The sequence below is a fragment of the Hydrogenophaga sp. RWCD_12 genome (assembly GCF_046604225.1).
Lineage (GTDB): Bacteria > Pseudomonadota > Gammaproteobacteria > Burkholderiales > Burkholderiaceae_C > Hydrogenophaga.
On record NZ_JBKIXC010000001.1, the window covers coordinates 1,181,084 to 1,203,745 of the forward strand.

20 protein-coding genes are annotated in these 22,662 nt (G+C 65.4%); 6 read left to right on the top strand and 14 right to left on the bottom strand.

The genetic code is table 11. The annotated features are described in order from the left end of the window. Positions 1 to 14 precede the first annotated feature (14 nt). Both ACLIJ1_RS05575 and ACLIJ1_RS05580 read left to right on the top strand, forming a co-directional pair. On the top strand, positions 15 to 782 hold the full coding sequence (locus ACLIJ1_RS05575) for an ABC transporter ATP-binding protein (RefSeq protein ID WP_411364476.1): 768 nt from the start codon (positions 15 to 17) through the stop codon (positions 780 to 782). A gap of 130 nt (positions 783 to 912) precedes the next feature. After that, on the top strand, positions 913 to 1,797 hold the full coding sequence (locus ACLIJ1_RS05580; protein WP_411364477.1) for a hypothetical protein: 885 nt from the start codon (positions 913 to 915) through the stop codon (positions 1,795 to 1,797). A gap of 19 nt (positions 1,798 to 1,816) precedes the next feature. On the opposite strand, the gene ACLIJ1_RS05585 is transcribed toward ACLIJ1_RS05580, so the two are convergent. After that, the gene (locus ACLIJ1_RS05585; protein WP_411364478.1) at positions 1,817 to 4,291 is read right to left on the bottom strand and encodes a penicillin acylase family protein; all 2,475 of its coding nucleotides are present in this window, start codon (positions 4,289 to 4,291) and stop codon (positions 1,817 to 1,819) included. Positions 4,292 to 4,372: 81 nt separating this feature from the next. Continuing rightward, the gene (locus tag ACLIJ1_RS05590) at positions 4,373 to 5,317 is read right to left on the bottom strand and encodes an FHA domain-containing protein (protein ID WP_411364479.1); all 945 of its coding nucleotides are present in this window, start codon (positions 5,315 to 5,317) and stop codon (positions 4,373 to 4,375) included. 378 nt (positions 5,318 to 5,695) lie between these two features. Here ACLIJ1_RS05590 and ACLIJ1_RS05595 point away from each other — a divergent pair, with 378 nt between their 5' ends. After that, the gene (locus tag ACLIJ1_RS05595) at positions 5,696 to 6,028 is read left to right on the top strand and encodes a hypothetical protein (RefSeq protein ID WP_411364480.1); all 333 of its coding nucleotides are present in this window, start codon (positions 5,696 to 5,698) and stop codon (positions 6,026 to 6,028) included. 27 nt (positions 6,029 to 6,055) lie between these two features. Here ACLIJ1_RS05595 and ACLIJ1_RS05600 read toward each other — a convergent pair whose 3' ends face one another. After that, entirely contained in the window at positions 6,056 to 6,985 is a 930-nt protein-coding gene (locus ACLIJ1_RS05600) for an LD-carboxypeptidase (RefSeq protein ID WP_411364481.1), read from the bottom strand. 19 nt (positions 6,986 to 7,004) lie between these two features. Next, on the bottom strand, positions 7,005 to 8,378 hold the full coding sequence (gene tadA, locus ACLIJ1_RS05605; protein WP_411364482.1) for a tRNA adenosine(34) deaminase TadA: 1,374 nt from the start codon (positions 8,376 to 8,378) through the stop codon (positions 7,005 to 7,007). 31 nt (positions 8,379 to 8,409) lie between these two features. On the opposite strand from tadA, the gene ACLIJ1_RS05610 reads away from it, so the two are divergent. Then, a complete protein-coding gene (locus ACLIJ1_RS05610) occupies positions 8,410 to 9,165 on the top strand; it encodes an SOS response-associated peptidase family protein (protein WP_411364483.1) in 756 nt (251 codons plus the stop codon). An 8-nt stretch (positions 9,166 to 9,173) separates the two neighbouring features. Here the strand turns inward: ACLIJ1_RS05610 and guaA are convergent, their stop codons facing one another. After that, positions 9,174 to 10,790 carry a glutamine-hydrolyzing GMP synthase gene (guaA, locus tag ACLIJ1_RS05615; protein WP_411364484.1) on the bottom strand — a complete coding sequence of 539 codons (1,617 nt, stop codon included), beginning with the start codon at positions 10,788 to 10,790 and terminating at the stop codon, positions 9,174 to 9,176. Positions 10,791 to 10,859: 69 nt separating this feature from the next. Then, positions 10,860 to 12,329, bottom strand: coding sequence for an IMP dehydrogenase (gene guaB, locus ACLIJ1_RS05620; protein ID WP_411364485.1), 1,470 nt, complete (start codon positions 12,327 to 12,329; stop codon positions 10,860 to 10,862). Positions 12,330 to 12,501: 172 nt separating this feature from the next. Here guaB and ACLIJ1_RS05625 point away from each other — a divergent pair, with 172 nt between their 5' ends. Beyond that, positions 12,502 to 13,104, top strand: coding sequence for a DUF4124 domain-containing protein (locus ACLIJ1_RS05625; RefSeq protein WP_411364486.1), 603 nt, complete (start codon positions 12,502 to 12,504; stop codon positions 13,102 to 13,104). Positions 13,105 to 13,126: 22 nt separating this feature from the next. On the opposite strand, the gene ACLIJ1_RS05630 is transcribed toward ACLIJ1_RS05625, so the two are convergent. Continuing rightward, positions 13,127 to 13,456, bottom strand: coding sequence for an RnfH family protein (locus tag ACLIJ1_RS05630; protein ID WP_411364793.1), 330 nt, complete (start codon positions 13,454 to 13,456; stop codon positions 13,127 to 13,129). Beyond that, positions 13,456 to 13,899, bottom strand: coding sequence for a type II toxin-antitoxin system RatA family toxin (locus ACLIJ1_RS05635; protein WP_411364487.1), 444 nt, complete (start codon positions 13,897 to 13,899; stop codon positions 13,456 to 13,458). The genes ACLIJ1_RS05630 and ACLIJ1_RS05635 overlap by 1 nt, the downstream gene beginning before the upstream one ends. A 49-nt stretch (positions 13,900 to 13,948) precedes the next feature. On the opposite strand from ACLIJ1_RS05635, the gene smpB reads away from it, so the two are divergent. After that, complete coding sequence (gene smpB, locus ACLIJ1_RS05640) at positions 13,949 to 14,440, top strand: SsrA-binding protein SmpB (RefSeq protein ID WP_411364488.1); 492 nt, start codon at positions 13,949 to 13,951, stop codon at positions 14,438 to 14,440. Between the two features lie 15 nt (positions 14,441 to 14,455). Here smpB and ACLIJ1_RS05645 read toward each other — a convergent pair whose 3' ends face one another. The 6 genes from ACLIJ1_RS05645 to infB are packed head-to-tail and all read right to left on the bottom strand — an operon-like array spanning position 14,456 to position 22,656. Further along, positions 14,456 to 15,556 carry an enoyl-CoA hydratase/isomerase family protein gene (locus tag ACLIJ1_RS05645; protein ID WP_411364489.1) on the bottom strand — a complete coding sequence of 367 codons (1,101 nt, stop codon included), beginning with the start codon at positions 15,554 to 15,556 and terminating at the stop codon, positions 14,456 to 14,458. Between the two features lie 21 nt (positions 15,557 to 15,577). After that, positions 15,578 to 16,594: a DMT family transporter gene (locus ACLIJ1_RS05650; RefSeq protein ID WP_411364490.1), complete on the bottom strand. Its 1,017-nt coding sequence runs from the start codon at positions 16,592 to 16,594 to the stop codon at positions 15,578 to 15,580. Between the two features lie 49 nt (positions 16,595 to 16,643). Next, on the bottom strand, positions 16,644 to 18,470 hold the full coding sequence (gene typA, locus ACLIJ1_RS05655) for a translational GTPase TypA (protein WP_411364491.1): 1,827 nt from the start codon (positions 18,468 to 18,470) through the stop codon (positions 16,644 to 16,646). Next, positions 18,467 to 19,432, bottom strand: coding sequence for a tRNA pseudouridine(55) synthase TruB (gene truB, locus ACLIJ1_RS05660; protein WP_411364492.1), 966 nt, complete (start codon positions 19,430 to 19,432; stop codon positions 18,467 to 18,469). The genes typA and truB overlap by 4 nt, the downstream gene beginning before the upstream one ends. A gap of 2 nt (positions 19,433 to 19,434) precedes the next feature. Next, complete coding sequence (gene rbfA, locus ACLIJ1_RS05665; RefSeq protein ID WP_411364493.1) at positions 19,435 to 19,806, bottom strand: 30S ribosome-binding factor RbfA; 372 nt, start codon at positions 19,804 to 19,806, stop codon at positions 19,435 to 19,437. A gap of 15 nt (positions 19,807 to 19,821) precedes the next feature. Then, the gene (infB, locus tag ACLIJ1_RS05670; RefSeq protein WP_411364494.1) at positions 19,822 to 22,656 is read right to left on the bottom strand and encodes a translation initiation factor IF-2; all 2,835 of its coding nucleotides are present in this window, start codon (positions 22,654 to 22,656) and stop codon (positions 19,822 to 19,824) included. Positions 22,657 to 22,662: the final 6 nt, after the last annotated feature.

Here is a 22,662-nt window from a genome sequence, read left to right on the forward strand (position 1 = left end):
CACCGAAACGCACCATGACCACCAAACTCGAAGCGATCGACATCCGCAAGAGCTACGGCTCGCACGAGGTGCTCAAGGGCATGTCCCTGACGGCCAAGGCCGGCGACGTCATCAGCATCATCGGCTCGTCCGGATCGGGCAAATCGACCTTCCTGCGCTGCATGAACCTGCTCGAGCGTCCGCAGCAGGGCCGCATCGTCGTGGCCGGCGAGGAAATGAAGCTGGTCACCGCCAAGGACGGCATGCTCAAGGCCGCCGACGACAAGCAGCTGCAGCGCCTGCGCGCCAAGCTGGCCATGGTGTTCCAGCACTTCAATCTGTGGTCGCACCTGACCGTGCTGGAAAACGTGATCGAGGCGCCGATGCACGTGCTGGGCAAGGGCAAGGACGAAGCCATCGCCACCGCGCGCAAGTACCTGGACAAGGTTGGCCTGCGCGACGTCGAGGGCAAGTACCCGGCGCACATGTCGGGCGGCCAGCAGCAGCGCGTGGCGATCGCGCGGGCGCTCGCGATGGAACCCGAGGTCATGCTGTTCGACGAGCCAACCAGCGCGCTCGACCCCGAACTTGTGACCGAAGTGCTGCGCGTGATGCGCACGCTGGCCGAAGAAGGCCGCACCATGGTGGTCGTGACCCACGAAATGGGCTTCGCGCGCGAGGTCAGCAACCACGTGCTGTTCCTGCACCAGGGACGCATCGAAGAACAGGGCAACCCGCGCGAAGTGCTGGTCAACCCGCAGTCCGAACGCCTGTCTCAGTTCCTCTCGGGCAAGCTCAAGTAAACGAGGGATGTCGGCGCCAATCGGGCAAACAACGGGTTTTCCTGCCCGCTGTTGCCTTTCTTTCGAGGGATTTGTTTGCGGGACCATTGGTGCGTCCCGGAAACATCCGTCGCCTGAAAGGAACCCCTCCATGAGCACCGTCGACTCCAGCAACAGCAGCGCCTGGTCGCAATCCCTGTCGTCCATGAACGGCGCCCTGTCCTCGCACCTGCAGGACAAGATGCTCAAGAAGATGGACACCGACGGCAGCGGTGGTGTGGACCAGAGCGAGTTCCAGGCTGCCCTGGAAAAGCTGGCCGGCAAGCTTGGTATCGAAGTCGGCGAAGGTGGCTCGGAGCTCTATGCCTCGCTGGACTCCGACCAGGACGGTTCGCTCAACGGCAACGAGGTCGGCGCCATGATGCAGAGCATGTTCGGCGCCATGGGCGGCACCCAGGCCTTCGTGCAGTCGCGCGGCGACGAGGCGCGGTTTGCCGAACTCGACGCCGACGGCGACCACATGATTTCGATGGAAGAATTTGGCATCGTTCCGGCCGGTACGACCGTGGTCACGACCACCACCACGACCACGACGACGTCGGGCGATGGCGCCCTGGCCGACAGCGGCAGCGGCAGCTCGTTCTCGGACATCGCTGGTTCGCTGCTCGCTGCCGCGATTGCTGGCGCCATTTCCGGTGGCGGCGACGGTGGTGGTGGCGAAGAGGTTGCGGCGGCCGAAGAAGGCGGCGGTGAAGAGGCGGTTTCCGAAGTCGTGGCCGAGGCCCCGACCAATCCGCTGGGCAACACCACCGTCTCGTCCAAGCCGCCGTCCGAGAATTCGCGCATGGACGCCGTCATCCAGGCGGCCGACAAGGACGGCAACGGCCGGATCTCTTCCGGCGAACTTCAGACGCTGGTGGCCAAGATGGGTGCCCAGCAGTCGGGCGCCGCGAGCCGCCGCTACAGCGACACCGCCCTGGCCCAGTTGGGCGCCAGCCAACGCCCGGCGCACAGCCGTCTGAACGCCACCGCCTGACGCCTGCTCGCTCGCACCTTCAGGGGTGCAGCGTGAGGCTGCTTCGCCAGCTGGCGGGCGCCATGCGCAAGGGCCGGTATTGCACCGAGGCCCACTCGTCGGCCATGTCGCGGTAGCGGCCCGACACCGGATTGCCACTCTGTCCGGTCTGGTAGATGAAGCGTGAATTCTCGGGATCGGCCAGGTCGTAGATCGCCCGCAGGCTGGCCGCGTGCCGGTTGGCATATGGCGCGTCGGCCTTGTCCAGGTGGTACTGCCCGACATTGACCGTGAAGGGGTCGCCGCCGGTTTCCCGCCGCACCTCGAACATCGGCGCCAAAGCGCCCACGTTGCTGAACGGCCGGTGCACTGACAGCGCCGGGTGCGCCACACCCCATCGCCAGCCGGAGACCTCCCTGCCCTGCTGCGCCGCGATCTTGTCGAGCGCCCGGTCCAGTGCCGCACCGCTGGCCGCTGCACAGCCCTGCGCACCACACCAGGCTTTGTCGTCGCGTTCCAGGATGCCTTCGACCGCATTGCGGAACAGGCGCTTGCCGTAGAGCTTTTCGAACTTCTCCTTGCCCAGCCGGCCGCCGATGACGCCTCGGGTGAACTCGTCGACCCAGACGCTGAAGATCAGCGGCGCTGCCGCGTTGGCCGACATGTCGCCGGCAAAGCCCTTGAACTGCGCCTTGGCAGCTTCGGCCAACGCATGCGATGACGGCGCCTTGAGCAGGTGCCGCACCAGCAGCAGCGTCGCGTCCGAATGTTGGTCGGCATGGATGGCGCGGAAACTGGCCATGTCGTGTCTGGGCGTGGCCGCCAGCAGGGTTTCGATGCGCCGCTGTCGATAGGGCGCTGCCCAGTCCTGGGTGATGAAGTGCGGGTAGTCTGTCGCGTGGATGCGCTGGTTGGCGGTGGCGATCCAGCCCCGGTGGCCGTCGTCCTGCGGCGTCTCCTCGTAGGGCAGCCAGCCGGTCCAGTCGTAGCGCGCATCCCAGCCGGGCGCGGGCGCGACGCCGCGGATGTCGTTGCCGGCCCCACGCACCGGGACCCGGCCCACGGCCTTGTAGGCGATGCGCCCGCTGCGGTCCGCCATCACGGCGTTCTGCATCGGCGAGTGGAAGTCCCTGAAGGCCTCGATCAGGTCGGCCACCGAATGCGCGCGGTTGGACGCTGCGGTCGCCTGCACGTTGCGGTTGTCGGCGTCCAGTGCGGTCCAGCGCAACGCGACGGCATAGCGCCCGGTATCGACCAGTTCCCTGGCGCGTCCCGGGATGTCGCTGAGCACTGGGCCGTGGCGGGTGCTGCGCACGGTGTGGGTGACGTCGGGCTCACCCTTGACCTTGAAGGTTTCCACCTGCTCGGTGAAGGTGGCCCAGGCTTCCTGCCCGGCGGGAGCCGGCGTGCGGTAGCGCTTGGGGTCCTTCGGGTCGATCTGTTCGAGGTAGAGATCCTGCACGTCGGGGCCGGTGTTGGTGAAGCCCCAGGCCACGTCGGGCGTGCGGCCCAGCACCACGAACGGCGTGCCCGGCAGCGTGGCGCCGATCACGTCCATGCCGCGAACCCCGGCTACGTCCGGCGCCTGCAGCCGCGCGAAGTACCAGATGGCCGGGGCACTCAGTCCCAGGTGCGGGTCGTTGGCCAGCAGCGGTTTGCCGCTGGTGCTGCGCGATCCGTCGACCACCCAGTTGTTCGATCCCTTGCTGTCGACATGTCCCAGGGTGTCGACCCATTCGCGGATGCCCTGTGCCAGGCGGTCGCCGGAGGGCGGTACGGACATGCTGACGGTCGGCGTGCTCCGGAACACACCCAGCTGACGGTACAGCGCCGCCAAGTCCGCCGAAGCGGCCGGCGGCTCGCCGGGGTACGGCGGAAACAGCTCCCACATGACCTTGGTGTCCAGCACTTGCAAGGCCGACAGCCGCGCCAGCTCGTTGCCCCAGTTCCCACCCAGATCGAGCGCCATCATCAATGACCAGCCGGCGCTGTCTTCCGGCTCCCAGTAGCGGCCGGCAACAGCCTCTTCCCTGGGGTCGATGCGCAGGATCTGGAACTCGGGTGGCAGCGTCCCTGTCCGGTGGGCAAAGAAGGCGTTTACCCCATCGCTGTAGGCCTTCAGCGCCTGCCGGCTCGGCTCGTCCAGGCCGGCGATCTGCGCACGGGCCGCCTGCCGGATGCCCAGCGTGCGCATCACCAGGTCAGTCTCCAGCGTGGTCTTGCCGAACACCTCGGAGAGCTGGCCGCGCATCAGGCGCCGGTTCATTTCCAGCTGCCAGCCGCGTTCCTGTGCGTGCACATAGCCCAGCGCCATCCAGGCGTCGCGCGGGTCCTTGGCGTGGATGTGGGTCACGTCGGCGTCGTCGCGCTGGACCTGGACCGGGCCGCGCAGCCCCGGCAGGGCGAGCTCGCCATCCACCACCGGCAGGCTGCGCCACGCAACGTACGCGAGCACCAGCAGCAGCACGACCAGCATTCCTGCCAGCCCTTGAAGGGATCGCTTCACCCAACGCATGTGTGTCTCCAGACGATGCACCATCGTAGCGGCCAACACCGCCGCGACGTCACCGGGAAAGCGTGTAGCGCAGGAGCGCGATCAGGACCGCAGGGGACCGTGGCCAAGCACCATCTGGCCGTCCACCAGGCGGAAGCTCACGGTCGGGGCGCTGATGTCGGTGAAGGGTGCGCCCATCGCGAACTCGCCATCACTGTGCAGCAGGCATTCCTGGCGGCGCAGTGCGATGGCGTTTTCGGCACCGGAAAAACGCACCCAGGTGCCATAGCTGCTGGTGTCTTCGAGCAGGTAGTTGCCCGAGCGGATGTCGATCGCCGCATGCATGCGCGATACCCGCGGATCGTTGACCACGAAATCGGCCTCCGGCACGCGGCCGATCTTCAGCGGCAGGTCGGTGAGGTTGAACGACTGGCTGGCATCGAGCCAGCCCAACTCAATGCCGCCGAACACCGACTCGGTGGTCTTGCGCAAAGCATGCAGGTCGGCCGGCAATGTCAGGAACTCCGACAGCATCTCGGTCTGCCATTCGATGCGGAACACCTCCGCCGGCTCGACCCGTCCCTTGATCCGGATCGGCCCCAGGCTGCGGCTGCGCACATGGTGCCCTTTGCCGAGCTTGCGGATCACGACGTCGTTGCAGAGGATCTGCTCCGGACCCGCCAGATCGCTCAGGCGCGATGCCACATTGACCGCGTCGCCAAAACAGTCGCCATCGACCTGCACCACCTGGCCGCGCGCCATGCCGATCTGCATCATCAGCTTCAGACGGTTCGGCCATTGCGCGACGCGCTGCGAATGTTCAAGCTGGATGGTGCTCATGCACTCCACGGCCATGCGGTTGTTGGTGAACGACAGCAGCACGCCATCGCCCAGCATCTTGACCACCTTGCCGTTGTGCTCCAGCCCCATGGCTCCGATCCACTGGGTGAGCTTGGTCACCGCCTTGGCCGCCCGGTCATTGCCCAGCGTCTCGAACACCGAGACGCTACCGGTCAGGTCCACAAAGGCAATCGTCAGTTCGGCCATGGAGTCGTAACAATATTCCGGAGCACCCTACAGGGTGAAGCGGTCGGCAGGTCGCCGGGTCCGGCGCAAAGGTGTGTGGTTTATCACGAACAGTCCTTTTCCATCGACCGAGAAGTGGCTTTTATTAAGCCCAGTTCTCGCTTTTCGGATAGCTGTGTCCAAAGGTTCTATCTTCTGCCAGCCGTTCGATCAGGCCATGCAACCGAAGGGTCTCGAACCTTTGGTGATCTGTACACGCAATATCTTAAACAGTCTTTCTAAACGATTGATTTGGCTGTTGTTTTATTGACTTCTATCACGATGCCCCCCCTTGCTGGACCCGGGTTTGCGGCCGTATCCTGAGTCCATAAATACCATTTTGTCGTTGAGGATTGCCACATGCGCTGGATCAAGCCCTCCCTTCGCCACAGCATCTCTGCCTTGCTGGGCAATGAAGTCCGGAAGCACTCACCCGAGTCGCTGGAGCCGGTCAGGCAGGCCATGCTCTCTGCGCTCGGAGAAGAAGGCGCCAAGGCCAATCCCCGCCTGAAACACCGTCTCATGTATGTGCACGACGCCCACGCACTGTGGTTCGCCCGCGCCGAGATGGTTGCGGTCCTCAGCCGTTTGCACGGTGAGGCCAAGGCGGTTGATCTGGTGCGTGGCCTGTCTCCTGTTTTCCAGGGACTTATTCCCAAGAGCCTGATGGAATCCTCGCGGCTGGTTCGCTGAAGCTTCCGTCCAGCGCAAGGCCCTTCCCTAACCCCAGAAGATCAGGGCATCGCGTCCCTGCACCAGCAGTTCCACATCCTGCCCCACGGGCAGCAAGACCTTGGTCGGTACGTGCCCGAACGGCAGTCCGGTCAGCACCGGGGTCTTGGTCTGCGTCCGCAGCCAGTCGATCACTGTCTGCAGCTTGAATCCCCGGTCGTGCGGCACCGTCTTGAAGCGGTTGAAGCTGCCCAGCAGGATCACCTTCTGGCGATCCAGGATGCCGGCGCGCAGCAGCTGCGTCAGCTGGCGCTCGATCCGGTACGGGTGTTCATTGACGTCCTCCAGGAACAGCGCACCCCCCTTGATCGGCGGCAGCCACGGCGTGCCCACCAGTGAACACAGCACCGACAGGTTGCCGCCCCAGAGGGTGGACTTGCGCAGATGCAGGGCTGCGCCCTCCCCGCCTTTCGCCAAGGGCAGGCACGGCAGGTCTTTCTTCGGCAACTGCCAGCCACTGCCTTCGCCCTGACCGTCGACCAGATCGTCGAAGCAGGCTTCCATGATGTCGTCGGGCGCTTCGGCACCGAAGTCCTCACCCAGCGCCGGGCCAGCCCAGGTCACCGCGCCGGTCTTGGCCAGCAGTGCGCACTGCAGGGCGGTGAAGTCGCTCAGACCCACAAACTGCGTGCCGCGCTCGACCGCCCTGGCCAGCGCCTTGTACGGCAGGTCTGGCAGGATGCGGGTGAGGCCGTAGCCTCCGCGCGAAATCAGCGCGACGTCGGCGCCGCTGGCGGCCGCCCGCCCGATCGCTGCGATGCGAGTGGCGTCGTCGCCGGCAAATCGCAGGTGGCTGCTCAGGGCGGCTTCGTCGATCTCGACCTCATGGCCCAGTGCCTGGAGCCGCTTCACGCCCCGGCGAAAGGCGGCCTTGTCGCGCACGGCGCTGGAGGGTGAGTAGATGTAGATGTGGCTCATGAATGGGGATCGAAGGATTTCAACGGGAAAAATGTCCGCAGGCCAGCTGCGCAATCTGCTCGCCGTGCTCCTGCACGAAGTGTCCGGCCTCGGGCAGCAGTATCGGTGCTGGACAGCCGCGAATGGACTGGGCAAGCTGGCGCATCACCGGTTCGCCCAGTACCGGGTCCTGGGTACCGATGGCCATGAGGGTCTGGCCCTGCCAGTGATGACGCCAGAAATCACGCGCTTCGCGGGCGATGGGCGCGCCCTCTTCGTCGGTCTGTTCGGGCACCATCGCCGGGAAGGCACGCAAAGCGGCGCGGTGACCACGGTCAGGGAATGGGGCTGAATAGGCCGCGCACTCGGCGGCGCTCAGGTGGGCATTGCCGCGCGCAAACAGCCGCGACACGTCGTAGTCGGGCCTCTGAGCGCACATCTCGCGCCAGGCCAGAAAGCCCGGCGACAGTGGCACATCGCCAGTGGCCAGCGTGGTGTTCATCACCAGCAGGCCTTGGTACCGCTGCGGCGCGGCCATGGGCAGCGTCAGGCCCAGCAGGCCGCCCCAGTCCTGCACCACCAGGATCACATGCCGGAGATCCAGCCGTTCGACCAGTTCGAGCAGCACAGCGCGGTGCCAGTCGAAATGGTGAAACGCGTCCTTCTTTGGCTTGTCGCTCTTGCCGAAGCCGATCAGGTCGGGCGCGACCACACGGTCGCCAGCGTCCGTGAAGACGGGGATCATCTTTCGGTACAGGTAGCTCCAGGCGGGGTTGCCGTGCAGACACAGCCAGGTGCGGGGAGCGTCCCTGGGTCCCTCGTCAACGTAGTGCAGCCGAAGGCCGTCCAGAGAAGGCAGGTCACTCAGGTAATGCGGCGACCAGGGGTAGTCCGGCAGTGCGTCGAAGCAATGGTCGGGTGTGCGCAGAGCATCGTCGCGCAGCAGGTGGGTTTCGCGACGCTGCTGTTCGCGTCGCTCCTTGAAGAAATCGCTGAGCAGTGCTCCACACTCTTGCGCCCGCACGCCGCCCTGTACCTGGGTCTGGTGGTTCAGCTGGGCTTGGCCGAACAGGTCAAGCACCGAGCCCGCGGCGCCAGTCTTGGAATCACTTGCACCGAAGACGACCCGCCGCAGGCGCGCATGCAACATGGCGCCACTGCACATCGCGCAGGGCTCCAGGGTCACGAACAGCTCGCAGTCGTCCAGCCGGTAGTTGCCCAAGGCCTGGGCCGCCGCCCGAAGGGCGACGATCTCGGCATGGGCTGTCGGGTCGTGGGAGTGGATCGGCGCATTGCGCCCGATGCCGACCACCCGCCCCTGGTGAACGACAACGGCGCCAACCGGTACCTCGCCCGCGGCGTGTGCAGCCTGGGCTTCTTGCAGGGCCAGGCCCATGTAGTCGGCGTCGTTCATGGCGCCATTGTCCCGCACAGCACCGGGCACGATGAAGATGGCGCGGCAATCGTATGCTGTCGACATGTGCAACCTGTATGGCACCACCGATCGCATGACGCTGAGAACCCAGGTTCTTGCCCGCGTCACCGAAGACACGCCGGATTGGCCGATGGTCGTCGGACCCCTGAACAACGGCGTGTTTGTCTTTCAGGAAGGACTGGCAGGCGTCGGTCAGTGGGGCATGATCCCGCCCGATTCCCCGACCCGCAAGCCGGTGAACCGGTCCAGCGGGCGCCCCCTGTCGACCAACAATGCACGCTGTGAAACCGTGGCAACGGCATGGACGTTTCGCGGCCCGTGGAACACGGGACAACGCTGCCTGATTCCGGCCTGGTGGTACCAGGAACCCTACTGGGGAATCCACAGAGCGGACATGCTGAGCGCCGCTCCGCGGTCCACACCCTGGCACTTCAGGCGGGCAGACGGCCTTTCGTGGATGCTGGCCGGTCTGTGGAACCGGTGGACCGACCCCACCAGCGGCGAGCAACTTCTGAGCTACACCATGCTCACGCAGAACTGCGACGGCCACCCCGTCCTGGAACTGATGCACAGGCCAGACCCGAAGCTTCCGCCCGGCCGGCAGGACAAGCGCACCGTGGTCCCGATCTGGGAGCAGGATCAGGACGCGTGGCTGCACGGCACCGTTTCACAGGCCCGCAGCCTGATCCGGGTGCCAGCACCCGATACCCTGGCGCACGGTCCGGCGGACCCCGAGCGCGCCGTTTTCAGGAACCTGCCCGGCTGACCCTCAGATCATTCCCACTCGATGGTCGCGGGCGGCTTGGAGCTGACGTCGTAGGTCACGCGGTTGATGCCGCGCACCTCGTTGATGATGCGGCTGGACACCTTCTTGAGCAGCGCGTACGGCAGCTCCGCCCAGTCGGCGGTCATGAAATCGCTGGTCTGCACCGCGCGCAGCGCCACCACGTAGTCGTAGGTGCGGCCGTCGCCCATCACGCCGACGCTCTTGACCGGCAGGAACACGGTGAAGGCCTGGCTGGTCAGGTCGTACCAGCTCTTGCCGCTGTGGTGGTCGATGGTGGAGCGCAGTTCTTCGATGAAGATCGCGTCGGCCCGGCGCAGCAGGTCGGCGTATTCCTTCTTCACTTCGCCCAGAATGCGCACGCCCAGGCCAGGTCCCGGGAAGGGATGGCGGTACACCATGTCGTGCGGCAGGCCGAGCGCCACGCCGAGTTCGCGCACCTCGTCCTTGAACAGATCGCGCAGCGGTTCGAGCAGCTTCAGGCCCAGTTGCTCCGGCAGGCCGCCCACGTTGTGGTGGCTCTTGATGGTGACGGCTTTCTTGCTCTTGGCTCCGCCGGACTCAATCACGTCCGGGTAAATAGTGCCTTGTGCCAACCACTTGGCACCCTTTGTTGATGCACCACTTGAGATGAGCTTGGCGGCTTCGGCCTTGAACACCTCGACGAATTCGCGGCCGATGATCTTGCGTTTGGCTTCCGGATCGCTCACGCCGGCGAGGTGACCGAGGAACTGGTCGGCCGCGTCCACGCGGATCACCTTGGCGTGCAGCTTGCCAACGAACATGTCCATCACCAAGTCGCCTTCATTCAGGCGCAACAGGCCGTGGTCGACAAACACGCAGGTCAGCTGGTCGCCGATGGCTCGGTGGATCAGGGCCGCAGCCACGGAAGAGTCGACACCACCGGACAGGCCGAGGATGACTTCTTCGTCACCCACCTGTTCGCGGATCTTCTGCACCGCTTCTTCGATGTGGTCGCGCATGACCCAGTCCGGGCGAGTCTGGCAGATGTCGAGCACGAAACGCTCCAGCAATGCCCTACCTTGCACCGTGTGCGTCACCTCGGGGTGGAACTGCACTGCGTAGTAGCCGCGCGACTCGTCGGCCATGCCGGCGATCGGGCAGCTGTCGGTGCTGGCCATGAGCTTGAAGCCTGCGGGCATCTCGGTGACCTTGTCGCCGTGGCTCATCCAGACCTTGAGCATGCCGTGGCCCTCCGGGGTGTGGAAGTCCTCGATGCCCTTGAGCAGGGCTGTGTGGCCGCGGGCGCGCACCTCGGCGTAACCGAATTCGCGCGTCTTGCCTGCCTCGACCTTGCCGCCCAGCTGCTGTGCCATGGTCTGCATGCCGTAGCAGATGCCCAGCACCGGCAGGCCCAGCTCAAACACCGCGTCGGGTGCCTTGTCGTCCACTTCGTAGACGCTGGCATGGCTGCCCGACAGGATCACGCCCTTGAGCTGGCCGTCGGCGGCGAATTCACGCACCCATTCGCTGCTGACGTCGCAGGGATGCACTTCGCAGTACACGTGCGCTTCGCGCACACGGCGAGCGATCAGCTGGGTGACCTGGGAGCCGAAATCGAGGATGAGGATTTTCTGGTGCTGCATGGCGTGCGGTGATGTCTGCAGGGAAAAGAAAAAGGCCGTCCCGGTGGACGGCCTGAGGAGCGGGACCGGTCAGTCCGCGCGGTAATTGGGTGCTTCTTTGGTGATCTGCACGTCGTGCACATGGCTTTCGCGGATGCCGGCCGACGTGATCTCGACAAACTCCGCCTTGGCACGCATGTGCTCGACGGTCGGGCAGCCACAGTAGCCCATGGAGGCGCGGATGCCGCCGGCCATCTGGAAGATGATCGACACGACCGAGCCCTTGTAGGGCACGCGTCCTTCGATGCCTTCGGGCACCAGCTTGTCGGCGTTGGGGTTGCCGGTGCTGCTTTCCTGGAAGTAGCGGTCGGCGCTGCCCTGCTGCATGGCGCCGATGGAGCCCATGCCGCGGTAGCTCTTGTAGCTGCGGCCCTGGTACAGCACGATCTCGCCCGGCGCCTCTTCGGTGCCGGCGAACATGCCGCCCATCATCACGGTGTTGGCGCCGGCCGCGATGGCCTTGGCGATGTCACCGCTGTAGCGGATGCCGCCGTCGGCAATCATCGGGACACCGGTGGTCTGCAGCGCGGTGGCCACGTTGTCGATCGCCATGATCTGCGGCACGCCGACACCGGCGACGATGCGGGTGGTACAGATGGAGCCAGGGCCGATGCCGACCTTGACGCCGTCCGCACCCGCGTCCACCAGCGCCAGGGCGGCGCTGCCGGTGGCGATGTTGCCGCCGATCACGTCGACCTGCGGGTAGTTCTGCTTGACCCAGCGCACGCGGTCGATCACGCCCTTGCTGTGGCCGTGGGCCGTGTCCACCACGATGGCGTCCACACCGGCCTTGACCAGCGCTTCGACCCGCTCTTCCGTACCTTCACCCACACCCACCGCCGCGCCCACGCGCAGGCGGCCGGCAGCGTCGCGCGCGGCGTTGGGGAAGTTCAGCTGCTTGGTGATGTCCTTGACCGTGATCAGGCCCTTGAGCTCGAAGGCGTCGTTCACCAGCAGCAGTCGTTCGAGCTTGTGCTTGTTCAGCAGGGTCTTGGCCTCGGCCGGGGTGGTGCCGTCGGGCATGGTGACCAGACGCTCGCGCGGCGTCATGATCTCGCTGACCGGCAGGTCATAACGGGTCTCAAAACGCAGGTCGCGGCCGGTGACGATGCCGACCACCTTGCCGGCATCTACCACCGGGAAGCCGGAAACGCCCAGCTCGTCGGACAGCTTCATGACCTGGCGAATGGTCGTCGAAGGGCTGATGACCACCGGATCGCGCAGCACGCCGGACTCATAGCGCTTGACCTTGGCCACGTGCGCCGCCTGATCCTGGGCCGACAGGTTCTTGTGGATGATGCCGATGCCGCCTTCCTGGGCGATGGCAATCGCCAGCCGGGCCTCCGTGACCGTGTCCATCGCGGCCGACACCAAAGGCAGGTTCAGCTGGATGTTGCGAGAGAACTGGGTGGCGAGAGAGGTGTCCTTGGGCAGGACCTGCGAGTACGCTGGGACGAGCAGAACGTCGTCGAAAGTGAGCGCTTTGCCGAGGAGGCGCATGGGGTAAAGCTCCAAAAACACGATTGTACCCGGGGCGGCTGCGCACCTCTGGCGGACCCAAAAGCCACGATCCGGGTCTGTCAACACCGTTTCGCCGCCAAATGTGCTACTTCGTCACCCAACCACACCTTGGTCATGGCGGCGGGCTGGGGCACCGGGTTAAACTGACCCGATGTCTAGCCGTCACATACCCTCCCCTTTCTGGCGCGCCCTGGCGCTGGCTGCCTGTGCCACCCTGGCCAGCGGCACGGCAATGGCGCAATGGCTCTGGATCGACAGCGCCGGCAACAAGGTCTTCAGCGACACCGCGCCGCCGCCCGGCACGCCGGACAAGAACATCCTGCGCAAGCCCGGCAACCGGCCGGAACCCAAGCTGAACGAACCGGCGACTGCCCCTGCGACAGCGGGAGCCACGGGCAGCACCCCGGCGCCAGCCGCTGCGCCGAAGGTCAGCGGCAAGGACGAGCAGCTCGAAGCCAAGAAGAAGCTGGCCGAGAAGCAGGCCGAAGAAGCCGCTCAGGCCAAGAAGAAGGCCGAAGCCGAGCAGTACGCCAAGGCACGTGCCGACAACTGCGAACGTGCCAAGCGCGCCAAGGCCACGCTGGACGCCGGGACCCGGCTGTCCACCACGAATGCCAAGGGTGAGCGCGAGATTCTGGACGACAAGGCCCGTGCCGCAGAAGCCAAGCGTGCCGACGACGTCGTCCGCTCCGATTGCGGTCCAATGCCGGCTCCCACCTCTGCTGCGCCGGCCTCCGCACAGGCCAAGCCTTGAACGGAGCCAGCGACTGGAAGGTTCAGTAACCAGCCTTGCTGTTGGGGCGCCGCTTCGAGAACAAACCCGCGCCGCGGGCTCCCTGACCCACGAACCGCTCACGGCGCGCCACCTTCGGATCGACCCGCAGCCCGCGGTAGATTTCCAGGCGGTCACCTTCCCTGAGTTCCGCATCTGCCGTCGTCTTGCGGCCCCAGATGCCGGCCGTCAGTTGCTCGGCGGCCAATCCCTGGAGTTGATCTTGCCACCCGGCGCGCTCTAAAGCTTCCCTGACCGAAGCGCCCTCCGGCAATGCCAGTTCCAGTTCATTTGCTTCACGCGGCGCGGGGGAATGGACCAGGGTGACGCGCATCATGTGCCGTAGACCTGATCGGCGCGCTTGACGAAGGCATCCACCAGGCTGGCTGCGATGCGGTCAAACACCGGCCCGACCAAGGTCGCCAGGGTCTGGCTGGAGAAGCCGTAGGTCAGTTTGAACTCCACCTTGCACGCGCGCTGGCTGCCATCCCCCAGCGGTGTGAAGTCCCAGGCGCCCTGCAGGTGGGAAAACGGGCCGTCCACCAACTCCATCAGCACCTGGCGATCGTCGACGTGCCGATTGCGGGTGGTGAAGTTTTGCTTGATGCCACTGATGGCCATGCCGACGCGGGCCACCATGCCATGCTCATCGTGTTCGATCACCTCGCTGTGATCGCACCAGGGCAGAAACTGCGGATAGTGCTGGACATCGGTCACCAGCGCGAACATTTCGTGTGCGCTGTGCCAGAGCAGGACGGACTTCTGAATCGTTTTCATACAATCAGCGCCCATTGTATGGGCCACCTCTGGCCCCAACTTCCCCTTCATGTCCACCAAACCCAGCAAACCCGGCGCCAAGAGCGCGGACAGTCGCATCGCCGAAAACCGCAAGGCGCTGTTCAATTACGCCATCGAGGAACGCTTCGAGGCGGGCATGGTGCTGCAAGGCTGGGAAGTCAAGGCGCTGCGGGAAGGCAAGGTGCAGCTCACCGATGGTTATGTGGTGATCCGTGAGGGAGAGCTGTACCTGATCGGCTGCCAGATCAATCCGCTCAACACCGCCTCGACCCATGTCAGCCCGGACTCGGTGAGGACCAAGAAGCTCTTGCTGCACAAGGAACAGATCCGGCGCCTGGTCGGCAAGGTTGAGCAGAAGGGTCACACGCTGGTGCCGCTGAACCTTCACTGGAAAAGCGGCAAGGTCAAGTGCGAGATCGCACTCGGCAAGGGCAAGGCCGAGCACGACAAGCGCGACACCATCAAAGACCGCGAAGGCAAGCGCGAGGTCGAGCGCGCGATGAAGCAGCGCGCGCGCTGAGCGCTTTTCTGGCCCTTAGCCCAGCGTGCGCAGCGGGTGTGACGCAGCCGGCCAGGGGCTGTCGAAGAAGGCCGCGACGGATGCCGGGGTGACGTCCTCGATGCGCGCCGGGTTCCAGCGCGGTGCATGGTCCTTGTCAACCGCCAGCGCGCGGATGCCTTCGACCGTTTCGCTAGCGGCGCCCGGACGCAGATGGAAGCAGCGGCGCACCAGGTCGCGCTCCATGCGCAACTCTTCGGCCAGGCCCATGCCACGCGCCCGACGCACCTGTTCCAGCACCACGTGAAGCATCAGTGGCGAGCGCTTGCGCAACAAAGCCGCGGTCCCGGAGGCCCATTCGCCCTCCCCGGCTTCCAGCGCCTTCAAGATCTCGCCCATGTTCTCCAGCGAGAACACGCGGTCAATTTCTGCTTGGGGGAACGTGGTCTTCAGCGGGGCCTTCTGCACATGGTTCAGGCACCAGCGCTCGACAGACTCCCCGTTTTCGTAGGGTGTCTGACCCAGGCTGTCCCACAGTCCGGCGAGCCGGCCGCTGTCCATCAGCGCATCCGCAAGGCCCGCTGACAGGGCTTCATTGCCGCCCAGCACAAGGCCAGTCAGAGCCAGGTACTCGCCCAGGCGGCCGGTGCAGCGGCTGAGGAAGTAACCGCCACCCACGTCGGGAAACAGCCCGATGCCGGTTTCGGGCATCGCGATCTTGCTGCGTTCGGTGACGATGCGCAGGCTGGCGCCCTGGCTGATGCCCATGCCACCACCCATGCAGATGCCGTCCATGAACGCGATGTAGGGCTTCGGATAGGTGTGGATCAGGTGGTTGAGTGCGTATTCCTCGGTGAAGAAGTCTTCGAGCTCAGGATTGCCGGACAGCGCGGCCTGGTGAAAGAAGCGGATGTCCCCGCCAGCGCAGAAGGCGCCGAACGGGCCGTCCTTGCCCATGCCACGGACAGCGACGGCAAACACCTGTGGATCGGCGCGCCAGGCGAGCAATGCCCCCGTGATGTCGCGGATCATGCCGAGGGACAGTGCATTGAGCGCCTTGGGCCGGTCGAGGGTGATGCAGCCGACGCGCCCACGGACTTCGGCAATGACGTGGGATGCAGGGGTCTCTTGGCTCATCTTCCGTTCTCCTCGGGAGTTTCAGTGTGGCGTGGCGCCGCTTTCATCTGGTGCGGCGAGAGGTACGGCGGCAGAACGACGATGCCACGCCAGCACCTCGTTGGCCAGCAGTGCGCCAATGACCACGCTGCCGCCCAGTATGACCTCTCTGCCCGGCGTTTCGTTGGCCCAGAGCCAGGCCCAGACGATGCCGAAGATCACTTCCAGCAGGGCCAGGAGCGAGACCTCGGGAGCTTTGAGCGAACGCGCACAGACCACCGCCAGCGCACAGGGGATCGCCAGCTGGAAGAGCCCCAGCAAGGCCAGCCAGGCGATGTCTCTGGCTGTGGCGGCAAACGGCAGGGCCATCGGCAACGTGGCGAAGGCCGAAATCAGTGCGCCCACCAGCACCGAAGGCACCAGATCGATGGATTCACCCTGCTGCTGGCTGCGCTGCACCACGGTCCAGTTGATCGCGCCGGCCACCGGGACGCACAGCGATGCCAGGGAACCCAGCACGAGGCCGGACGCGTTGGCGGCCGGATCGGTGAACGCTGCCCACATCTGGCTGCCGTACATGTAGACGATGCCAAATCCGGCGGCGACGATGGCAGCCCAGGTGCGCATCGGCAGGCGCTGACCGATGAACACGCGCGCCACCAGTGCGGTGAAGAGCGGGCCGGCCGCCATGATCACCAGGACATTGGCCACGCTGGTGAAGGTCAACGCCAGCATGAAGGCGGTGAACATCGAGGCCCAGCACAGGCCCGATGTCCAGAAGGCCTTCGAGCGCGGCAGCAAACCCCAGTGGCGCTCCAGGACACCCTGGCCAGCCGGGACATTGGACAGGCTCGCGTTGCGATCTGCCGCGCGCCACAGCGGCAGAATGACCAGCAGCGATAGGGCCGTGAAGGCGCTGCGCCAGAAGGTCACCTCGAACCGCGCGGCGGCTTCCAGCTGGCGGGACACCACACCGGCGATGGACCACATCAGGGTCACCACGACCATGAGGAGCACCGCCTGGGTATGGCTCAGGCGGCTGAGCAGCTGAAGAGGCATGGCGTTGAGGGAGAGCGCGGTGGTGGCCTTTCGCCAGCCACCCTGCTCATCAGGCGTCGCGCGAAGCGCGCTTGCGGTCGTGTTCCTTGAGGTAGCGCTTGCGCAGGCGCACGCTCTTGGGCGTGATCTCGACCAGCTCGTCGTCCTCGATGAACTCGACGCCGTATTCCAGCGTCAGGTCGATCGGGGGTGTGATCTTGATCGCATCTTCCTTGCCCGAAACGCGGAAGTTGGTCAGCTGCTTGGTGCGGGTGGCATTGACCACCAGGTCGTTGTCGCGGCTGTGGATGCCGACGATCATGCCTTCGTACACCGGGTCGTTGGGCTTGACGAACATGCGGCCGCGGTCGTCGAGCTTGCCCAGCGCGTAGGTGAAGATTTCACCGTCGTCCATGGAGATCAGCACACCGTTCTTGCGGCTGGCGATGTCGCCCTTGTGGGGCTCGTAGCCGTCAAAGATGTTGGCGATCAGGCCAGAACCGCGGGTCAGGTTCAGGAACTCGTTGGTGAAGCCAATCAGGCCACGCGCCGGAATCCGGTATTCCAGGCGCACACGGCCCTTGCCGTCCGGGATCATGTTGGCCAGCTCGCCTTTGCGCTCGCCCAGGGCTTGCATCACACCACCCTGGTGCTGCTCTTCAATGTCGGCGGTCACCAGCTCGATGGGCTCGCACTTTTCGCCGTCGATCTCGCGGAACACCACGCGCGGCTTGGACACGGCCAGTTCGTAGCCTTCGCGGCGCATGTTCTCCAGCAGGATGGTCAGGTGCAGTTCACCGCGACCCATCACCTCGAAGATGCCGTCTTCGTCGGTTTCCTTGACGCGCAGCGCCACGTTGGATTGCAGTTCCTTCTGCAGGCGGTCCCAGATCTGGCGGCTGGTGACGTACTTGCCTTCGCGACCTGCCAGCGGGCTGGTGTTGACGCAGAAGTTCATGGTCAGGGTGGGCTCGTCCACCTTGAGCATGGGCAGCGGTGCCGGGTTGGCCGGGTCGGTCACGGTCACGCCGATGCCGATGTCGGCGATGCCGTTGATCAGCACGATGTCGCCAGGACCGGCTTCGGTCGCCTGCACACGGTCCAGACCCTGGAAGGTCAGCACCTGGTTGATGCGGCCCTTGATGGTTTTGCCATCGGGGCCTTCCATGACCAGCACATCCATGTTGGGCTTGATCGTGCCCTGGCTGATGCGGCCCACGCCGATGCGGCCGACGAAGCTGGAGAAGTCCAGTGCGGAGATCTGCAGTTGAAGCGGCGCGGCCGGGTCGCCAGTCTGGGCTGGCACGTGCTTGAGCACGGTGTCGAACAGGGCCGACATGTTCGGGCCCCACTGCTCGCCCGGTGCGCCCTCTTCCAGCGAGGTCCAGCCGTTGATGCCGGAGGCATAGACCACCGGGAACTCCAGTTGCTCGTCGGTCGCGCCCAGGTTGGCGAACAGGTCGAAGGCTTCGTTGATCACCTTGGTGGGGTTGGCGCCGGGCTTGTCCACCTTGTTGACCACCACGATGGGCTTCAGGCCCAGGGCCAGCGCCTTCTTGGTGACGAAGCGGGTCTGCGGCATCGGGCCTTCCTGGGCATCGATCAGCAGCACCACGCCGTCCACCATCGACAGGGCGCGCTCGACTTCACCACCGAAGTCCGCGTGGCCGGGGGTGTCGACGATGTTGATGTGCGTGCCTTCCCAGCTCACGGCGCAGTTCTTGGCCAGGATGGTGATGCCGCGCTCGCGTTCGATGGCGTTGTTGTCCATCACCGTGTCCACGACCTTTTCGTGCTCGGCGAAAGTGCCCGACTGGCGCAGAAGCTGGTCCACCATGGTGGTCTTGCCATGGTCGACGTGGGCGATGATGGCGATGTTGCGGATCTGTTTGCTCATGTTGCAGGTTCCAGGATTTGCTGTATTTCGATGGGGCTCAGCAGCCGCCCCGGGATGAGTTCACCAGCCTTGGTGTGGCCGCTGCCCAGCAGGACCGGTGTCGATGCGGGTTCGCCGACCGGGCCGTAGATGGCCACTTGCTCCTGGTCGGGCCAGGCGCCACGGCGCCGCAACCCGCTCAGGAATCGACCGGCATTGTCGCCGTCGAGCGTGACGGGCGTGTGTTCGGGCAGGAGGGCATTCACCGGCAGAAGGCGTTCGCGCCGCCGCGGCTCGTCCAGCGCTTCGAGCGCTTCGACGGTGATGCACTGGCTGGCGTCGAAGGGACCGGTCTGCACCCGGCGCAGGCGGGTCAGATGGCCGCCACAGCCCAGCGCTTCGCCGATGTCCTCGCCCAGGGTGCGGATGTAGGTGCCTTTGGAGCATTGCACGTGCAGGCTCAGGAACGGCGCATCGCCGTCCAGCTGCAGGTCCAGCAGTTCCAGTTCATGGATCACCACGTGGCGTGGTTCACGTTCGACGGTTTCGCCGTTGCGGGCGTATTCGTACAGCGCCTTGCCGTCTTTCTTGAGGGCGCTGTGCATCGGCGGGATCTGCGTGATCGGACCCATGAACCGGTCCAGCACCTCGACCACCTGACCCAGGGTGCAGGTCACCGGGCGGGTCTGTACCACGTCGCCTTCGGCGTCTGCAGTGGTGGTGGTCACGCCCAGACGGACCACAGTCTCATAGGTCTTGTCAGCGTCCAGGTGCAACTGGCTGAACTTGGTCGCAGCGCCGAAGCAGATCGGCAGCACGCCGGTCGCCAGCGGGTCCAGCGTGCCCGTGTGGCCGGCCTTTTCGGCGCGCAGCAGCCACTTGGCCTTCTGGAGGGCCTGGTTGCTGGAGAGTCCCAGCGGTTTGTCTAGCAGCAACACCCCATGCACAGGGCGCCGCTGCGCCCTGGTGCGTGGCGCTTCCATGCTCAGTCGTCCTTTGCGCGGGAGGAAACTGCCTTGGCGATCAAGGCGTTCATGTCGGCAGCGCGCTCGGTGGTGCGGTCAAAGACGAAGTGCAGCGTCGGCACGGTATGGATGTGCAGGCGCTTGAACAGGCCGGTCCGCAGGAAACCCGCGGCGGCGTTCAGCCCCTGCTGGGTTTCTTCTGGATCGCCGGTCAGCAGGCTGAAAAACACCTTGGCGTGCGCGTAATCGGGCGTTACCTCGACCGCGTTGATCGTCACCATGCCCACCCGAGGGTCCTTGAGCTCGCGCGCGATCAGCTCGGCCAGATCGCGCTGGATCTGGTCGGCCACGCGGAAACCGCGGTTGGGAACGGAGGAGGCCTTGCGGGGCATGGTGTGGCTCGATCCTTACAGCGTCCGGGCGACTTCCTTGACCTCGAAGAACTCCAGCTGATCACCTTCCTTGATGTCGCTGTAGTTCTTGAGCTTGATACCGCACTCGAAGCCTTCCTTGACTTCGCGCACGTCGTCCTTGAGGCGCTTGAGGGTGTCGATCTCGCCCGTGTAGACCACCACGTTTTCGCGCAGCAGGCGGAAATGGGCGTTGCGGGTGACCTGGCCCGACGTGACCATACAACCGGCAATCGTGCCGATCTTGGTGGCCACGAACACGGTGCGGATCTCGGCCGAGCCGATGACCTCTTCGCGCTTCTCGGGTGCCAGCATGCCGGACATGGCTGCCTTCAACTCATCCACGGCGTCGTAGATGATGTTGTAGTAGCGCAGGTCGACTTCGTTGCCCTCGGCCAGCTTGCGTGCACCCACGTCGGCGCGCACGTTGAAGCCGATGATGATGGCCTTGGAGGCGATCGCCAGGTTGACGTCGCTTTCGCTGATGCCGCCCACACCGGAGAACACCAGCTGGACCTTGACCTCGTCGGTCGAGAGCTTGAGCAGCGAGGCGCCCAGCGCTTCCTGCGAACCCTGCACGTCGGCCTTGATGATGATCGGCAGCACCTTGACTTCGCCCGCCGAGATGTCCGAGAACATGTTCTCCAGCTTCGCAGCCTGCTGCTTGGCCAGTTTGGTGTTGCGGAACTTTCCGGCGCGGTAGGTGGCGATTTCGCGCGCACGGCGCTCGTCGGTCATCACCATGAAGTCGTCGCCGGCCTGAGGCACTTCGGCCAGACCCTGAATTTCCACCGGAATCGACGGACCGGCTTCCTTGATCGGCTTGCCGTTCTCATCGAGCATGGCGCGCACGCGACCGGAGGTCTGACCGACCAGCACCACGTCGCCGGTCTTGAGCGTGCCGCTTTGCACCAGCACAGTGGCCACAGAGCCGCGGCCCTTGTCCAGACGGGCTTCGATCACCAGACCCTTGGCCATGGCATCGACCGCCGCCTTGAGTTCCAGGACTTCGGCCTGCAGCAGCACCTGTTCCAGCAGGGCATCGACGCCCTCGCCGGTCTTGGCCGACACGCCCACGAAGGGCACGTCGCCGCCGAATTCTTCCGGCACGACCTCTTCGGCCACCAGCTCGGAGCGCACGCGCTCCAGGTTGATGCCAGGCTTGTCGATCTTGGTCAGGGCCACGACCATGGGCACACCCGCCGCCTTCGCGTGCTTGATGGCTTCCTTGGTCTGCGGCATGACGCCGTCGTCTGCGGCACACACCAGGATCACGATGTCGGTTGCCTGGGCGCCACGGGCACGCATGGCGGTGAATGCCTCGTGGCCCGGGGTGTCGAGGAAGGACACCATGCCGCGCGGGGTTTCCACGTGGTAGGCGCCGATGTGCTGCGTGATGCCGCCGGCTTCGCCAGCGGCCACCTTGGCGCGACGGATGTAGTCCAGCAGCGAGGTCTTGCCGTGGTCGACGTGACCCATCACGGTCACGACCGGTGCGCGCGGCAGGAGTTCGGCATGGTGCTGGCCGGCTTCTTCGTCGGTGAAGGCTTCCGGATCGTCCAGCGCCGCGATCACGGCGGTGTGTCCCAGTTCTTCCACCACGATCATGGCGGTGTCCTGGTCGAGCGGCTGGTTGATGGTGACCATCTGACCCAGCTTCATCAGTTGCTTGATGACCTCGGACGACTTCAGGCTCATCTTGTGGGCCAGTTCCGCCACGGTGATCGTCTCGGGCACATGCACCTCGATGACCTTGGCTTCCGTCGGCGCCACGAAGGTGCTCTGGGCGTTGTCGCGGCTGTCGCGGTCGCCACGGCGGCCGCCACCCTTGGGACCACTGCGCCAGTTGGAACGGCCCGCGCTGGTGTCGCCACGGGTCTTGATTTCCTTCTTCTTGGCCGCGTCGTCTTTCCAGGTCGAGGACAGGTTCTCCGACTTGACTTCCTTCTTGCCGGCGGTGCCAGGTGCAGCCGGTGCGCCGGCCGTCTTGGCGGCAGCGGTGCCGGCCGGCTTGTGCAACGTGCCCTTGATCGCCTTGGGATCGGGGGTTGGTTCCGGCTTCTTCGCCACCAGAGTCTTTGCCGGAGCGGCCATCATGGCGCGGATGTTCGCGGCTTCGGCTTCAGCCTTGCGGCGACGCTCCAGCAGATCCTGGGCGCGCGTTTCTTCCGCCTGGCGGGCGGCTGCCTGCTTGTCGGCTTCTGCCTTGGCGGCCGCATCGCGGTCGGCGGCGGCCTGTCGCTTCGCTTCGGATTCGGCGGGCGGCACAGGAGCGGCCGCGACGACCACTTCCTTCTGCGCCTTCGCAGCAGCTTCCAGCGCGGCGGCGGCAGCCAAACGGGCGGCTTCGGCCTGGCGAGCCTCTTCGGCTTCGCGTTCCTTGCGCTTCTGAGCCAGCTCTTCTTCCTGGCGGCGCAGCAGCTCTGCCTGGCGACGTGCTTCTTCTTCGCGGCGGGCCAGCTCGGCGGTGTCGATCACCGGTTCGGCTGGCTCGACAGGCTCCGGAGCAACCTCAGGGGCCGCCACTTCGTCGTCGCGCTTGACGAACGTCCGCTTCTTGCGAACCTCGACCTGGATCGTGCGGGCTCGTCCGGTGGCGTCGGCCTGCTTGATCTCGGTGGTCGACTTCTTCACCAGCGTGATCTTCTTGCGTTCGGCACCGGCCGTGCCGTGGCTGGCCTTCAGGTGGCCCAGGAGCTTCTGCTTGTCGGCCTCGGTGACGGCATCGGTCCCTGCGGACTTGGGCACCCCGGCGGCAGACAGCTGCTCCAGCAGGGTGTGGGTGGGCTTGTTCAGCTCGGCGGCCAATTCGGCGACGGTGGTACTTGTCATATGTGT